This is a genomic window from Streptococcus caballi DSM 19004 (genome assembly GCF_000379985.1).
Classification (GTDB): domain Bacteria; phylum Bacillota; class Bacilli; order Lactobacillales; family Streptococcaceae; genus Streptococcus; species Streptococcus caballi.
In genome coordinates this window covers 110,917-127,194 of record NZ_KB904074.1, presented here as the reverse complement: position 1 = coordinate 127,194, position 16,278 = coordinate 110,917, and the positions used below count along the sequence as shown (strand labels likewise).

Genomic DNA, 16,278 nt, shown 5'->3' with positions numbered 1-16,278 from the left:
TCACCCTTCAAATAACTCCCTAAAATCCGCTTGTACAAAGTCAATATCTGGATATAAACTAGCTACTTCATTTTTCTTCTTGTCAATCCAAATGATTTTGCTTGAATCTTGTTCTAAAACCAAGCCGGCTAGGGGGTAAACTTGGAGAGTTGATCCTATAACAATGATTAGATCACTAGTCCCTAACCATTTTTCTGCAAGGAATAAATTCTCACTAGCGATTGCATCGCCATACAGAACAATCTGGGTATCCACATGATCTGCTAGAATAGCTAAAGAATCTTCATAGCTCCTTTCATGAGCATGACTAAAAATAGCTTCATCATTCTTCAAATCAATTTCATGCTGACAAATCTGACAGATACCTAAATCTGCCTTGCCATGAAATTCAACGATTTTATCTGAGCCAGCTCGGCGATGCAAGCCATCAATGTTTTGGGTAATGACAGGAACCCTCTGCTTGGCTATCCAATAGTGCAGCTTGTTAGGTTCAATCGCTTGTAGGAATTGCTTCCTATGCCATCGCCAAAATGCCTTGGGATAGGATTGGAAAAATGGGCGCGACAGCACCTCACGTGCTTCAAACTGACGTCCTTTCAGCGTCAATCCTTTCATAGTAGTGTAATCTGGAACGCCCGATAAAGTAGAAACACCTGCACCAGTGACAACGACTGGTTTATGAGCATCTTGTAGTCGTTTTTCAAGGTCTCTTTGATTTATCATAAAATCTTCCTCCTTTGCCCCTATTATACTACTAACTTCTCTATTTAAAATACTCAAAAACAGGCTTTCGCCTGCTTCTCACTTATTCTCAAAATGTTTACGCACAATTGGTGCGACCTTTTCTCCGTAAAGCTTAATAGCTCTTAACACCTCTTCATGTGGCATAGAACCAACTGGCAAATGTAACATGAAGCGGTCAAGTTCAAGTGCTTCAATCAAGCCAATAATTTTCTTTGCAACATGTTCTGGGTCACCAACAAAGATAGCACCATCTTCCGAAGCACCAGCTAAGTACTGTTCCTTAGTCATTTCTGACCAGTGTGGCCGTCCTTTGGCAATGTTGTCTGTGGTTTGTTTGGTTGGGTAGAAATAATTATCAATAGCAGACTGATTGTCTTCTTCTATCCAACCCCATGAATGCGCAGCAACTTTGAGCTGTTCAGGTGAATGTCCCATACGGCTACCAATTTCTCTGTAAGCTCTAGCCAAGCCAGCAAACGCTTTAGGATTTCCACCAATGGTAGCATAGGCTATTGGGAGACCTTGCTCAGCAATACGAACAGTTGAATCAAGATTACCACCTGTGGCAATCCAGACTGGCAGAGCCTCCTGCACCGCACGAGGGTAGACAGGACGATTGTCCACCGTCTGAGTGTGCTTTCCATGCCAAGTTAAATTGGTCTCCGCCTTAACGCGCAAAAGCATGTCCAATTTTTCATCAAAAAGTTCATCGTAGTCTGCCAAATCATAACCAAATAAGGGGAAAGATTCTATGAAGGATCCACGACCCGCCATGATTTCAGCTCTGCCATTTGACAAAGCATCTATGGTCGCATACTGCTGGTAAACGCGGACAGGGTCGATAGATGACAAAATCGTCACAGCGCTTGACAGGCGAATGTGCTTGGTGTTGACCGCTCCCGCTGCCAGCACGATTTCTGGGGCAGAGACCGCAAAATCTTCACGGTGGTGCTCACCGATAGCGTAAATATCCAAACCAACCTGGTCAGCCAACTCAATCTCATCAACCAACTGACGAATACGCTCAGCATGACTGTAAGTCTCACCTGTTTTTTCTAGTGGAGTTGTTTCTCCAAAAGTTGTTATTCCTAATTCAATCATTGTTTCACCTCGTTTTTTATGTTTACGGGTTTATTTTATTACTAAATAGTGATAAAAACAAATAATTGAACTCAAAACATCGAGCAACTACCTAGCGTAGTTAAATTTTATACAGTCAATTCCAACTGATTACCTTCTGGGTCAAAGATAACAGCTTCGTAGTAGCCATCACCTGTTGTGCGAGGCCCATTTTGAATAGGGAAGCCTTGATCTTGGAAGAAATAAGCCAATCGGTCAACTTCTTCCTTGCTACCCAGCGAGAAAGCTAGGTGCGTAAAGCCAAAAACATCTTTACTTCCTTACACGATGTCTGGGCGATGGCAGAGCTCCAAACGCGCACCGTCTGTAAAGGTTAAGAAATACGATGAAAAGCCTGATTTGGGATTGTGGTAGAGTTCAGATACAGTCGCTGCAAAATACCTGCAGTAAAAATCTTTCATTTTTTCTAAATCCTTGGTCCAAAGTCCAACGTGCTCAATTTTAATCATGATCATCTATCCTCTCTTGTTTTTTGATACTTTCAGTATAATCCTTTTAGAATTGACTTTCTCATGCTATGCTCTTCAATTCTGATACTATCAGAGAAAATGAAAACAAATCAAGCTAGTTGCTGCTCATCAGCTGACAGCTCCGCTATTTCCCAAAAGCCTAATACTCTTTGATTTTTAATTTTAACTGAGTACAAGCAGTCACATTCACTTCTATATACCATAAATGGGCATTTGATAGTATAATGGTAGTATCACTTAAGAAAGAAGGTACCCTTATGGCTATCACACATAAACGTCAAGACGACTTAGAAAGCATGTTTGCAAGCTTCGCCATGGTTCCAGAACCTAAGGTCGAAAGCAATCCTGATGAAGACAAGAAGAAAAAATCCACTAAAAAGGAAGACAAATAGTTATGGGCAAGACAAATGACCTTGCTTTTTACATCTGCTTGGGAGGAGTCTCTGCTGGTCTCATGCTAAACTTTGACTCTTGCTTATTAAAAATTCTGGTTTTTATTCTTGTATTTTCAATTGGCTCCCACTGCTACCAAACTATTAACAAGAAAATTCGAGAGGTGTAATAATGGCCATTTTTCAGCAACTTCCTGACAGCGTGCTGCAATGGTTTGCGATTTTTATCTCTATCATCATTGAAGCCCTGCCTTTTGTCCTCTTGGGATCCATTCTCTCAGGCTTTATCGAGATTTACGTGACACCCGACCTAGTGCAAAAGTACCTTCCAAAGAATAGGTTTCTACGTATCCTCTTTGGAACCTTTGTTGGTTTCATTTTCCCCTCCTGCGAATGTGGGATTATTCCCATCATCAACCGCTTTTTGGAGAAAAAGGTGCCCAGCTACACAGCCGTGCCCTTTCTAGCTACGGCTCCCATCATCAATCCCATCGTTCTCTTTGCCACCTATTCGGCCTTTGGCAATTCGCTGCGTTTTTTATTTTTGCGTCTGCTGGGAGCTATTTTGGTGGCCATCACATTGGGGATTTTGCTGGCCTTTCTGGTTGACGAAGACATCCTCAAGGAAAATGCCCAACCTGTTCACTTCCATGATTATTCTGGTGAAAAATGGTATCAGAAAATTTTCCTAGCCTTTGCCCATGCCATTGATGAATTCTTTGACACGGGGCGCTATCTGGTCTTTGGTACCTTGATTGCTTCAGCTATGCAGATTTATCTGCCAACCCATTTTTTGACCAGTCTGGGACACAACCGGCTGACTGCCATCCTGATTATGATGCTACTGGCCTTTATCTTGTCCCTTTGTAGCGAAGCAGATGCCTTCATCGGTGCCTCACTCCTATCAAGCTTTGGAGTAGCGCCCGTTATGGCCTTTTTACTCATCGGTCCCATGGTTGACATTAAAAACCTCATGATGATGATCAAGTCCTTTAAGCCTCGCTTCATTGCTCAGTTTATTTCAGTTTCTGTAGTCATGATTGTGGTCTATTGCTTACTTGTGGGGGTAGTCGGATGATACGTTTTCTTATTTTAGCAGGTTACTTTGAGCTAACCATGTACTTGCAGCTCTCTGGTAAGCTGGATCGCTATATCAATATCCACTACTCTTACCTAGCCTACATTTCCATGGCTCTGTCCTTCATCTTAGCTATCGTCCAGCTCCTTATCTGGATGAAGAACCTCAAGTTGCATAGTCATTTATCAGGGAAAATAGCTAAGCTGACCAGTCCGCTCATCCTGCTCTTCCCCGTCCTGGTGGGGTTACTGGTTCCTACAGTCAGCTTGGACTCCCGCACCGTATCTGCTAAGGGTTATAATTTCCCACTGGCCGCCGGCTCAACAGGCACCGTCAGCGAAGACGGCACAACGGTTCAATACCTGAAACCTGACACTAGTCTCTACTTCACCTCCAATGCCTACGAAAAAGAAATGCGCAAGGAATTGAAGAAATACAAAAGCAACAAACCTCTGGTCATTTCCACACAAAACTACATGGAAATCATGGAGCTTATCTACCTCTATCCAGAGGAATTTATGAACCGCCAGATTACCTACACCGGCTTTGTTTACAATGAGCCCGGTCACACTGGCTACCAATTTCTCTTCCGCTTTGGCATCATCCACTGTATCGCAGACTCAGGCGTTTATGGCCTCCTGACCACTGGCAACCAGCAGACCTTTGCCAACAACACTTGGATCACCGCGACGGGAACCCTGACTACCGAGTACAACCAAAAACTCAAGCAAAACCTTCCCGTCCTCCACATGACCCAAGTCAGAGAAAGCGATCAGCCTGATAATCCTTACGTCTATCGCGTCTTCTAACAAATAATCCGAGCAACTAGACCAAGTTGTTCGGATTTTTCTTTTGAGTAATGCTGATTTTAATCAAGATTTTCCAACCACTCATAGCAGTCACAATAGTTAGCGATAGCCTTGTCACAGTGGGATAAATCTTGTCTGGGATAATTGAGGCGGGAAAACCCGAGACGAAGTCAGGTAAATCAAACCCCGCCTAATAGCTCATGCCGATGAAATCTGGTACTGGTAGCTGTCTGCTATCTCGAAGCCGCACTCCCACATCATGTCGTTTTGGACCTTGATAAATATCTCCTCCAAATTGACCAGCATGTCGTCCATGTCAAAAATCACGTTAGAAAATCCTTAGGTAGGAGTATTCTTTAAAACAAAAATATCCAGACAAGCATGAGTTTGTCTGGGATTAGTAAGTTTAAAAATCATTTAATACATGTATCTGTATTCTAGCGCTTTTTCAACCACAGAGAGGGCAAAGGGAGTAAGCTCACCCTTTGAGATATTTACAGACACCAGGAAATCTTTATTTTTCTTCAATGATTTAAGCAATACTTCTTTGTCTTTCTCATCAAGTGTCACCTTATAAAGTAAGTTTGCTAATGTGATAATCAATGATTCGTCCGTTTTCAAATAGTGTCTTAACGATTCGCTATCAATCAATAAAGTTTCTTTTAAGTCTGCAAAAATAGGTGTTTTAACCCCATCATCACATAATTTATCAAAATCTTGTTTGGTATATTTTGGTTGAAGCCCCAAAATTGGATTAACCAGCAACATGGTCGAAGATTCCATCAAGTTGACATAAGACCCCAATTCATACTGTTGAGCTTCTGACATAGCATTATAATCCGTTCCAAAGATTGCAATTTTTGAAATGGCGTCAACGAGTTTACTAGATTCATCTTTAATTCTGTTAATGCGTTCACTCAATTCTACGGTTGCTAATTCATAGGACTTAACATCACGGTTACTGATCAAGGTATAGATATTTTCCAGACGCTCTTTATCACTTTTTGATTTAAAAAATAGCGTCATACTTGCAGCAGTAGCAACACCGGCAATCCCCCAGCCGAATGGTCCTGCTAACGCTAGAACGGCACTACCAGCAGCCATACCACCGCCACCAGCAGTCAAGGCACCTCCGCCTAACCATGCTAATGCGGCATTGGTAGCTGCTGCACCACTTAGCGTGGAAATTGCAGTACCAGTAGAAGCGACACCAAAGGTAGTGGCGATACCCATAGCAGCAGTTGGCCCAAGCGTAGCGACCGCAACACCTGCGCTAACGCCTGCAGCTGCTCCACTAGCGCTTTTCACACTAGCCTTTTTATAATCAACTTCAATCTTATCAGCCTGCTGTTTCCAATTAACCCGTATAGCTTTCAGTTTTTCGTATCTTAATTTGCTTTCTTCAGGTACGTTACGAATGTTATCAAATACTGATTGAATCGTTATTAAAGTGGTGTATATTGTATTTGTATGCTCTCCCAGTTCATTGATTTTCTGGTTGGTTTTCTCTGCAGCTGCTTCTGCTTTTTCTTGTGCTAATTGTAATCTTGATGGTTCTTTTGCCATGTTATTTTCCTCCTAAAAAATAATTATCGATTGCTGTTTTAGTTGTTAGCATTTTATGTTCTGAAACCTGACGCTTTTGAGCCAATGCTACTGTTTTTTCAAAAGCTATCTTATAGGCGTCACTCTTTTCAAAATCCTGAACAAAGGTCAGTAGGTAAGCATCGTCGTATCGCTCTGATAGAATCTCCAGTCCTTTGATGTAGTCTTTGACAATCACGATTTGTTTTGAAGCAAATTCTGCCTCTATCTTAGCTCGATGATAAGCAAAAGCTCTGTTTCCTTCGCCATAAAGTGAAACGGCAAAGCGTCCCACTCCGACAATATTAAGCCGTAAAACGAACTTAACAGCATTAAACTGACCACCACCGTCTTTAAAGGCTCTCACGGTTGCGTCGCCAATATCCACTAAGCAAAAGGTGCCGTGGGCGACAGTCAACATTCGCTTAACAGTTGCATTTGTGAAAGGTTCACAAGTTTTCCACATCAGTGCAAAAGAACGCTCTGACGGCTCTGTTTCCTTGAAGTATTTAATAGATCTTCTAACAGAATAAATTAATCTAACCACTAATTCATTGACAAAAACAGGGATTGCTTGCGCAGTTTGAAAGCGAACGTCGTAGCTTTGCTTGTAAATTTCAAGTGCCAACTCATTCAGTCTTTTGTCAAACTCACTAGCTTCCATGTGCAATGTTCGCTTAATGGCAATCACGTCATTTGTCCAACTCCAAAAAGGAGAGGGAATACCCATGCCACGTGTTTTGCTACCTGACGCACCAGAAATATCTGACATCAAATGCCCAAACCAATTCACAAAGCCACAAAACAATCTGCTGGAAGTGTCATTGCCCTGTAATTGAAAATCCTGACTTGCTTTTTGAAGCGAAATAAGGTCACCACCCGAAACAAAATGGGAGGTATTGGCAAATTGGTCAAGAATGGAGAAAAATAGCCCCATTAAGGTCGGGTTATGCCCAAGTGACTTAAAGTGGTGATTTAACGGGGCCAAGTCATAAATTGAACTTCCTGCATCTCCAGCACCGCGTTGGTCATAAGGAATTTTGAATTCTTTCTCCAGAAATCGGATTGCCGATGATGTAGAAGAGTTATCCCCTTTCCAGCCACACAGCTTAGCAAAATCCTTCGTTCGGTTTTCAAACCATTTATCAGTGATATTTTCAAGTGGTGACTCGCCAGGTTTTCCCACTAGGAAAATATCCATTATCCCACACAGAGCACCAGAACTTGCTGATAAAATATAGTCCATCTTATCACATTCTGGTTTGAGTTTTTCGATAGACGCTACTGTCTCATTCAGCTCGGTCAGCTCTAACTCAGCCTGCTGTAAAGCATCAGAAATGGAGGTCGCAAATTGGTAACCACTATCATCTATGCTCAAATCAAGAAAAACATCTTTTTCCGCAATCATACTTCCATTCTCCATTACCTATAATATTACCTATAATGTCGTTCCCACGAAAAATGGTGTAAACTTTTTATAAGAACATTTAGGAGTGTTTGGCTGTAAAGTCAAACACTGTTAGACTTAGTATAACAGCCTTTTTTCTACGTTTCCCTCTAGTTATATCATCCTTTTATTCTCTACAATGGAAATTGCTCTTGTGAAAAATGCAACAAGATTATCAGCTTTAAGATTACTGATTATGGCAAACTAAAGGAAGAGCCAGGACAGAGAAATATCTATCCTCGTAAAAGAGCTCTGCCAAGTATTTGCATTAGGAAAATGACTGGCGGACGCTTCGCTAGATTAAAAATTTAAATTCACAGTGTGTTCTACTCATTTTTCAAAGATTTAACTTATTATAGTCGAATGAATTAGCTTTCAGACAAGGAACTGAGGCGCAGGCTGTACTAGAGTACGGCAAGACGAAAGTGACGATGTATCAAAGTTAATTCAAATGACTATACAAGCGAGCACAAAATCACATAATAGACTCTTCCCACCGTGGCGAGAAGAGCAACATAAGCACTCTTTGAATCTTCAACTTCAACATGTTGTTGATCACCAGTTGTAACTCTGATTCTACTCGTCAAAAATTTTGATAACTTGCCACTACTCTGATTGAACAATAATGATGAGCAGGGATAGGAAAAATAGAGGTTAGCAAAAAAGCAGAAAGGCTAGCCGCCCTCCTGCTCTGCTATTTTTAATTAAGACCTTTAAATAATACCTTCCAGAAGTCCGCGCATAAAGTCTTCGGAGTTGAACTGGCCGATGTCGTCAATTTTTTCGCCAAAGCCGATAAATTTGACTGGGATGTCTAGTTCTTGGCGAATAGCTAGAACGACACCACCCTTGGCGGTTCCGTCAATTTTGGTGAGAATGAGACCTGTTAGTGGTGTAATTTTTGAAAATTCTTTGGCTTGACTGAGGGCATTTTGTCCTGTTGAGGCATCCAACGCCAGCAGAGTTTCATGCGGTGCATCTGGCACCACGCGCTTGATAATGCGACCAATTTTTTCCAGCTCTGCCATTAGGTTGTCCTTGTTTTGCAGGCGACCTGCTGTGTCGATCAAGAGAATGTCAATATTTTCAGCGACAGCTTTTTCCATACCATCAAAAACGACAGAGGCAGGGTCAGCTTTCTCAGGGCCTGTCACCACGGGCACGCCCACACGGCGCCCCCACTCGACCAACTGAGCCACGGCGCCCGCTCGGAAGGTATCGGCAGCCACCAGCATGACTTTCTTGCCCTCCTGCTTGTACTTGTAGGCTAGCTTACCGATAGAGGTGGTCTTACCAACACCGTTGACACCGACAAAGAGCATCACGGTTAAGCCATTTTGAAAATTGATTTGCTCATTATAGACGCCGTCTTTCTCGTAGATATCTACCAACTTTTCGATGATGACACGCTTAAGATCTTCCGCTTTTTTGGCATTTTCCAATTTAGCCTCATAGCGCAAATCTTCCGTCAGCTGAGTAGCCACATTGACCCCAACGTCCGATAAAATCAGCATCTCCTCCAATTCCTCGAAAAACTCCTCATCCACACGGCGGAAGTTGGCCAGAAAGGCATTGAGGCGAGCCCCAAACCCAGTCCGCGTCTTCTTGAGACTGCGGTTGTATTTTTCCTCCTCGGTTTCTTGGACTTCTAGAGAAGAGGCTGGCGCTTTCGAGGTAGCTTCCACCTGCTCAGCCTCGACCTTGGTCGCTTCAGGCTTGACATAAGTCCCGTCCGCAATGGATTTCTCCAAGGCAGCTCTTTTGGCATAGTAGTCTGCCATAAAAGCCGCTGCCGCATCCTTTTCAGCAGTTTTTTCTGTCACTTGTCCAGCTTGGGCATCTGTTTGACTCGGCTCTTGACCGTCTTGCTCTGCTGCTTCTTCGATTGGAACAGATTCTTCTTGAAAAACTTGCTCCTCTACCGTCTCAATCTCAGCTGTTTGGTCAACTTGTTCTACTGACTGCTCTTGTTCTGGACTTGTCAACTCAGCTTGAGTAACTGTTTTAAGAGTTTCAGATTGAAAGCCTTGATTACCAACTTTATCCTGCACTACTGTGTCGGCTCCATCAGGTTCACTAGCTGATCCTTCCCATTCTTCGTCGTCAAGATTGTCATGGATTTTGTTGAAAATCTGCTCTTCCTGACTGGCCTGCTCATCTTCTTTGACCTGCCTGTCTTCCAAGAAATCACTCGGCAGGTCACCAACAACCAATTCATCCTCTTCTATCCTAGTTACTTGCTCAGAGCGAGTTTCCAGGACTTCTTCTTGTTTAGCCTGCTCCTCCGCTGGCTCAACTAGTTCAGCTTCTTTTGCAAAGACTTCTTCGACTGGCGCTACTTGCTCAGGAGCTTTCTCCTCTTCCTTTTTCTTTCCGAATAAACGGTCAAATAATCCCATTGTTTTTCTCCTTACTTATCCAAGATGTACTTGTGGACGGCTTCTGCAACTCCCGATTGGTCATTAGTCCGCGTCGTGACAGCGTTGGCAGTTTTCTTGGCAATAGCTATGCCATTTGCCATAGCTACACCCCAGCCAGCCCATTCTAGCATGGATAGGTCATTTTCCTCATCGCCTACGGCCATGACTTCATCTTGTTTGACCTCCAAATGCTTGATGAGCAAATCCAGTCCGACAGCCTTGTGAACACCCTTGGGCATGATTTCCAAAATAATGTCACGCGACTTGAACACTTCAAACTCTTCATAGAGTTGTTCTGGTATTTTAGCAATCTGTTGATCTAGAAATTCCGCATCAAAGACGATAACCACCTTATTGTAGACCACATCTTCAGGAATATCATCAAAAGAAGCCACGTTGACAAACTCAAGCATAGGATTAGCCACATGGTAGAGGGAATGATGCCCACGGCTAGAAAGGCTGTAAACCTTGTCATCACTAAGCACATCCATAGGCAGAGCCAGCGGCTCCATGACATCATAGATAGCACGCAAGTGACTGCGAGTCATCTCATTCTTGTCGAGAATCTCACCATTGTTGCGTTGAACTAGACCACCATTAAAAGTGATGCTGTAATGGTCCTCATTATAGAGATCCAAATCTTCTAACACATGCCTGATGGCACGTAATGGACGCCCTGTTGTGATGACAACGTGCACTCCCTTTTCATCTGCCGCCTTAAGCGCAGCCCTATTTTCAGCCGTAATCTGCTTATTCGTTGTAAAAAGCGTTCCATCCATATCCAAAGCCAATAATTTGATGTCTGCCATTATCTCACCATTCCTTCCATATAAGCCATCACCGACTCTTCCTCGCAGTGGCCTATAACCTCTTGTGAAATAGCCTTAATCTCATCTCTAGCGTTTTCGGTGGCAATAGCTGTGCCTGCGAACTGCAACATCTGATAATCATTCATATTGTCTCCAAAGGCGATAACATCTGTTGCTGCTAAGCCAAACTTGTCACATAGACCACGAAGTCCAGTTGACTTGTCCACATGGTCTAGGATAACATCAAGTGACTTGAAACCTGTTGTCATGGCTACCAGACCATTCAAGTTTTCATTGAGCCAAGCTTCACGCTCCAAAATCGTCTCCTCAGTGAAATTAACCGTCAGTTTAAAAATATCATCTTCAATAGTAGACAGATCCTCCACCACCTGAACATTTTCATAATAATTGCTGATGAAAGAAACATAGTCAGGCGACACATCAGGCGTAGCGTAAGCTCCTTGGCGACCTGACAAGAGAAAGCCTGTCATATCTGGCAAGGCTTTTAACTGCTCAACCAAGTCTAGATAGATGACTTTTTCCATTTTAGCCTCAAATAGGATCTCCCCTTTGTAGGTAACTAGAGAACCATTTTCAGCAATAAAGGCAATATCATCTTCAAAGCCAGCAAAAACCTTCTCCAAAGCAATCATAGCTCGGCCACTAGCCACAGCAAAGAGATAGTTCTTTTCATTAAATTCTTCTAGTAAATCTCTCAAACGCTTACGATCATAAGAGTGGCGACCATCTAAGAAGGTTCCATCCATATCTGTTGCTACTACTTTATTCATTTTTCACCTCAAAACGTTTACATGCTCCTATTGTATCAAAAAAACAGGCTTTTTTCCTCAATTCTTTCGATATATTCTTCTTCTCTACGAATAAATAAGTGAAAGCTTATAAGCTAAAAAATGATTCAAGGAGATTTCCCATGACCAAAAAATCAACTATTATTTTAGCTTCTAGTCTTGTTTTATTACTAGCTGGTACTGGACTAGTTGCCAATAGGCAGCTGATAAAAAAACAGCAAGCCAACGCTGGTATTAGCAGACAAGAACATCGTAAGAAGCAAAAACAATCCCTACAACAGACTACAGGTCTGACCGTTCGCTCAGACCTCGTCAGCAAACCAAGCCCCAAGGCTGTATCACAGGAGATGATTGCTGATGGGCAAAAGCTACTGGAAAATCGGAAGCTGACTGATAACCAAGTTTCATACTTTGATTTTAATGCCTTGGCAATTGGTGATTTTTCCAGCCTAGCTGGTCAGTGGACAGATGCCAATGGTTACCAATTTGAATTCTCTCCTCAAGGGCTAGTTGGCCAAGACGACTTGAGTATTACTTCTTTAACTTATGATATCAATGGTGAAGCTGTTTCTCAGATTAACAGACATTCGGGTGGGGGATTTATTTTACACTATTATCCTGCTGGCACTGAGATTCCAAGCTGGCATTTCCAAATTACCCAGTCTGACCCATCTGATATTGGCCGAGACCGTTTGGTTGCCACACAAATCAATCGTTTTGACTACGAATCTACTAATCAATTCGTCAGCAGTGTGTTCTACAAAACATCTGATAGCTATCGTCAGTCAACAGAAGATACCTCAAGTTCAGAAGCAACTGTTGAAGCTAGCCCAACAAGTGAGCTAGAAACCTCAGACAGCTTAGAAAGTTTATCAGGTAGCACAACAGAAAGCAGCTCAGTCATAGACACCCAGCAAAACGAATCTAAACTGACAGTAACAGCTATAGAATAATCCCAACTCCAAGGAATTGGGATTTTGATTTATAAACAGATTTTACTGTACCAGACTTTCAGCATCCTTGAGTTTGACCGATACAATCTTGGAGACACCAGACTCTTGCATGGTGACCCCGTAGATGCTATCAGCAGCAGCCATTGTCCCCTTGCGGTGGGTCACGACGATAAACTGGCTGGATTTGTCAAAGCGGTTGAGGTAATCCCCAAAACGCTTGACATTGGCCTCATCCAGAGCTGCCTCCACCTCGTCCAAGATAACAAATGGAATGGTCTTGACGCGGATAATAGCAAATAGCAGAGCTAGAGCTGAGAGTGCCTTCTCCCCACCTGACATGAGATTGAGAGACTGGATTTTCTTACCAGGCGGTTGCACTGAAATTTCCACTCCTGCTGTCAGCAGGTCACCCTCTGTCAAAATCAAATCCGCAGACCCACCGCCAAACATCTGAGTAAAAGTCGTCTTAAAGGACTCTCGAATGGCTTCAAAAGTCACCTTAAAACGTGATTTCACTTCGTCATCCATATCATTAATGGTATTAAGCAAGAGATTTTTGGCATGTACCAAATCATCTTTCTGACTGTTAAGGAAGTTCAGACGATTTGACACCTCATCATACTGTTCAATAGCATCCAGATTGACAGGACCAAGTGATTTGATTTGACGGCGCAGGTTTTGCAGCTCCTGTCTAGCGGCTGCACTATCTTCTAAGCTATTAGCCTGCTCTTTTGCCTCTTCAAATGTCATCTGATAGTCCTCTGACAAATTGTGGGCAAAACTGCGTAGCCTATCTTGAACTTGATTAAGATCGGCTTCCAGCTGAGCTTGTTGACGAATCAAGTTCTCGTTTTTCTGACTTTCTTTTTTTATATTCTCAGCTAGCTCTTCTAGATTAGCTTCGCAATCTTCCAATTCAAAACGCAGGCGAACAAGGGCCTCTTCGTCACTAGACTTGCGCTCCTTGGCTTGATCAAACTGGTTTTCCAACTTAGGCAGCTGGTCTTCTGATAACTGATTAGTTTGAGTTTCCATGAAGGATTGCAAGTTAGCTTTTTCATTTTTTACTTGAGACAAGCTGACTTCCAGACGTGTCTGATTAGCCTGCTCAAATTTCAACTCGCTCAAATAATCGCGTTCAACTAAGCGAGCCTGGGAGAGCTGTTCATTTAGGCTGTCAACTTTTTGATTGATGCTATCCTTGTCTTCCTTGATTTGGTCGATTTCAGCTGTTAAAGCTAATTTCTTGGCCTTGATGGCTTCTAGGTCAGCTTCCAACTGAGTCTGCCTAGTAGTCAAGCCATCTTCCTGACCATTTTCCTTAGCAGCTTGCAACCCTTGGTAGATCTTGGTCATGTCGGCTAAGCGTTCAGATAATTGATTGTACTGCAGCTCAGCCTTTTGCTCAGCCAATCGAGCTTCCTCCCCCTGGGCTTTAATGGCTTCCAACTGTGCCTGTTTGGTTTTAAGCAGTTTATTGCAGTCCTCAACACGATTTTCTTGATCTACCTGACCTGCTTTTAAGCTCTTCAATTCTTGCAAAAGATTATCCAGTTCAGGTTTGATGAAGGTTGTGTTATTTTGACGATTGGCACCACCAGAGAAGGAACCACCTGGACGAATTTCTGTTCCATCCAGAGTCACGATGCGTACTTGATAATGGAGTTGACGCGCAGCCTGATTAGCATGGTCAACTGTGTCGAAAATCACTGTCAGACCAAGCAAGTTTTTGAAAATATTGGACAAATGGCTGTCGAAGCTAACCAAATCACTGGCGATGCCTAAGAAACCTTGGCAGCTCCGCAATTTTTCCTTGTTTGGTGCGGAAAGTTGACGCTCTTTGATAGTTGTCAAAGGTAAGAAGGTCGCGCGACCCTGGCGATTTTTCTTCAAAAAGGCAATCGAACGTTTAGCAGCAGCTTCGTTTTCTACGATGATGTTCTGGCTGCTGCCACCCAGCGCAATTTCTAAAGCAGTTTGATAATTTTGGTCGAAGCTCAAGTGCTCACTAACCGCACCAATGATGCCGCCCAGCTGATGGGAAGCTTGTAAAACAGCCTTAACTCCAGCATAGAAATTGCTATGGCTTTTAAGAATGGCTTCCAGACTGGAGCGGCGAGCTTCCTTGGACTTAATCAAGTCCAATTGGTCGAACATTTTGCTCTGTTCTTGCTCATAAACCTTCTTAGCCTCATTAGCCTCACATGCCAAGGTTTGGTAGTCATCCAACAGGTCTTTGACCTTTTCTTTACTGGCCTGATAGACTTCCATGGCTGTCTTAGCCTGAGCCTTGATAATCTCCAATTGTTCTTTGGTTTGGGCTAATTCAGCTGATTTTGAAGCTGATAATTGTTTTTGATTGTCAATGTCCGCCAAAACAGAGGTCAAACGGTTTGAAGCAGCCGCCTCTTTCTGCATAAGATTAACAAAAGCTTCACGTAATTGCTCAATTACCTGATCAGGATCCGTCGAAAAACGCTGCAATTCTTCTTGCAGATTCTCAATCTGGTCTGCCACTTCTTGCCGTTTTTCCTTGAGACTGGTCATATGGTCCATCTTAGCTGCCAAATCCTGCTCCAGCTGACTTTCTTCCTCAGATAAATCAATCAAGCGCTGCTGAGCCTCTGCCTGTTTTTCTTCCTTCTGACTGGATTCCAGCTTGATCAAGTCCATCTGACGTTCCAAATCAGCAAGCAAGCTAGTCAGGTCAAGCAGGCCAGCTTGTTTATTTGCTATGGTTTCTGATAGCTGATGACGCTTATCTTTCAAACTCTGATTTTTTTCTTCCAGATGCTGACGCTCTTGGTAATAGGAAGTTAGGCTATCACGAACAGCAGATAAATCCTGCTGAAGTTGCTTGTGCCGCGCCTGATTGCCTTCGATGTCTTCCACCAAAATGTCCAAGTGAAGCTGTTTGCGCTTATCTTCTAAGGTCAAAAACTCCCTAGCAATCTTAGCCTGCTTTTCCAAGGGCTTAACCTGAGTTTCCAACTCATAAATGATATCATCCAAGCGGTCAAGATTATCTTGAGTTTGGCTTAGCTTGCTTTGCGTTTCTTTTTTACGAGTTTTGTACTTGAGAACGCCAGCCGCTTCTTCAAAAATAGCACGGCGTTCCTCTGCCTTGCTGTTGAATATCTCTTCAACGCGCCCTTGAGAAATAATAGAAAAGGAATCACGTCCTAATCCCGTATCCATGAAGAGATCATGAATATCGCGCAGACGCACTTTTTTACCATCAATCAGGTACTCGCTGTCACCACTGCGGTAAATGTGACGCTCAACACGGATTTCTTCCTTGCCATCCTTGATGAAACCATCAGAATTGTCCAATTTCACCAACACTTGAGCATAGTTGAGCGGTTTACGGTTTTCTGTTCCTGCAAAAATGACATCTGGCATCTTGCCACCACGCAGGCTCTTGGCACTGGACTCCCCTAGCGCCCAACGCAGACTCTCCGTAATGTTACTTTTGCCTGATCCATTAGGGCCGACCACTGCTGTCACGCCCTGATCAAATTCTATTTTGGTCTTATCAGCAAAGGACTTGAAGCCCTGCATTTCAATTTCTTTTAAAAACATAAAGTCGCTTGTCAGAGACCTAGCTTGAGAGAAAAAGGTCT

General features: G+C 43.0%; 11 protein-coding genes and 2 pseudogenes. 4 read left to right on the top strand and 9 right to left on the bottom strand.

What is annotated here, in order from left to right:
* The 3 genes and pseudogenes from A3GS_RS0105035 to A3GS_RS11525 form a co-directional block, all read right to left on the bottom strand.
* A complete protein-coding gene (locus A3GS_RS0105035) occupies positions 1-720 on the bottom strand; it encodes a Sir2 family NAD-dependent protein deacetylase (protein ID WP_026216282.1) in 720 nt (239 codons plus the stop codon).
* 81 nt (positions 721-801) lie between these two features.
* The gene (locus A3GS_RS0105030) at positions 802-1,845 is read right to left on the bottom strand and encodes an LLM class flavin-dependent oxidoreductase (RefSeq protein WP_018364333.1); all 1,044 of its coding nucleotides are present in this window, start codon (positions 1,843-1,845) and stop codon (positions 802-804) included.
* 107 nt (positions 1,846-1,952) lie between these two features.
* Positions 1,953-2,333, bottom strand: a pseudogene (locus A3GS_RS11525) (VOC family protein).
* Between the two features lie 278 nt (positions 2,334-2,611).
* Here A3GS_RS11525 and A3GS_RS0105020 point away from each other — a divergent pair.
* The 3 genes from A3GS_RS0105020 to A3GS_RS0105005 all read left to right on the top strand — a co-directional run bounded on the left by A3GS_RS0105020 (position 2,612) and on the right by A3GS_RS0105005 (position 4,633).
* Positions 2,612-2,746 carry an SPJ_0845 family protein gene (locus tag A3GS_RS0105020; RefSeq protein WP_018364330.1) on the top strand — a complete coding sequence of 45 codons (135 nt, stop codon included), beginning with the start codon at positions 2,612-2,614 and terminating at the stop codon, positions 2,744-2,746.
* Between the two features lie 172 nt (positions 2,747-2,918).
* Positions 2,919-3,824, top strand: coding sequence for a permease (locus tag A3GS_RS0105010; protein WP_018364328.1), 906 nt, complete (start codon positions 2,919-2,921; stop codon positions 3,822-3,824).
* Positions 3,821-4,633 (top strand): TIGR03943 family putative permease subunit, encoded by an 813-nt coding sequence (locus A3GS_RS0105005; protein WP_018364327.1) that lies wholly within the window; start codon positions 3,821-3,823, stop codon positions 4,631-4,633. The genes A3GS_RS0105010 and A3GS_RS0105005 overlap by 4 nt, the downstream gene beginning before the upstream one ends.
* A gap of 417 nt (positions 4,634-5,050) precedes the next feature.
* Here the strand turns inward: A3GS_RS0105005 and A3GS_RS0104995 are convergent, their stop codons facing one another.
* From A3GS_RS0104995 to A3GS_RS0104975, 5 genes and pseudogenes are all read right to left on the bottom strand, one after another.
* Complete coding sequence (locus tag A3GS_RS0104995) at positions 5,051-6,199, bottom strand: hypothetical protein (protein WP_018364325.1); 1,149 nt, start codon at positions 6,197-6,199, stop codon at positions 5,051-5,053.
* A 1-nt stretch (position 6,200) separates the two neighbouring features.
* Entirely contained in the window at positions 6,201-7,625 is a 1,425-nt protein-coding gene (locus A3GS_RS0104990; protein WP_018364324.1) for a hypothetical protein, read from the bottom strand.
* A gap of 752 nt (positions 7,626-8,377) precedes the next feature.
* Positions 8,378-9,304: pseudogene (gene ftsY, locus A3GS_RS13305) on the bottom strand (signal recognition particle-docking protein FtsY); the annotation flags it as partial.
* Between the two features lie 770 nt (positions 9,305-10,074).
* Positions 10,075-10,893 (bottom strand): Cof-type HAD-IIB family hydrolase, encoded by an 819-nt coding sequence (locus tag A3GS_RS0104980; RefSeq protein ID WP_018364322.1) that lies wholly within the window; start codon positions 10,891-10,893, stop codon positions 10,075-10,077.
* Entirely contained in the window at positions 10,893-11,684 is a 792-nt protein-coding gene (locus A3GS_RS0104975) for a Cof-type HAD-IIB family hydrolase (protein WP_018364321.1), read from the bottom strand. Before A3GS_RS0104975 ends, A3GS_RS0104980 begins: the two co-directional genes overlap by 1 nt.
* Before the next feature lie 140 nt (positions 11,685-11,824).
* Between A3GS_RS0104975 and A3GS_RS0104970 the strand changes: the two genes are divergently transcribed.
* Complete coding sequence (locus tag A3GS_RS0104970) at positions 11,825-12,655, top strand: DUF6287 domain-containing protein (RefSeq protein WP_018364320.1); 831 nt, start codon at positions 11,825-11,827, stop codon at positions 12,653-12,655.
* A 42-nt stretch (positions 12,656-12,697) separates the two neighbouring features.
* On the opposite strand, the gene smc is transcribed toward A3GS_RS0104970, so the two are convergent.
* The gene (gene smc / locus A3GS_RS0104965; protein WP_026216280.1) at positions 12,698-16,237 is read right to left on the bottom strand and encodes a chromosome segregation protein SMC; all 3,540 of its coding nucleotides are present in this window, start codon (positions 16,235-16,237) and stop codon (positions 12,698-12,700) included.
* Between the last annotated feature and the right edge of the window lie 41 nt (positions 16,238-16,278).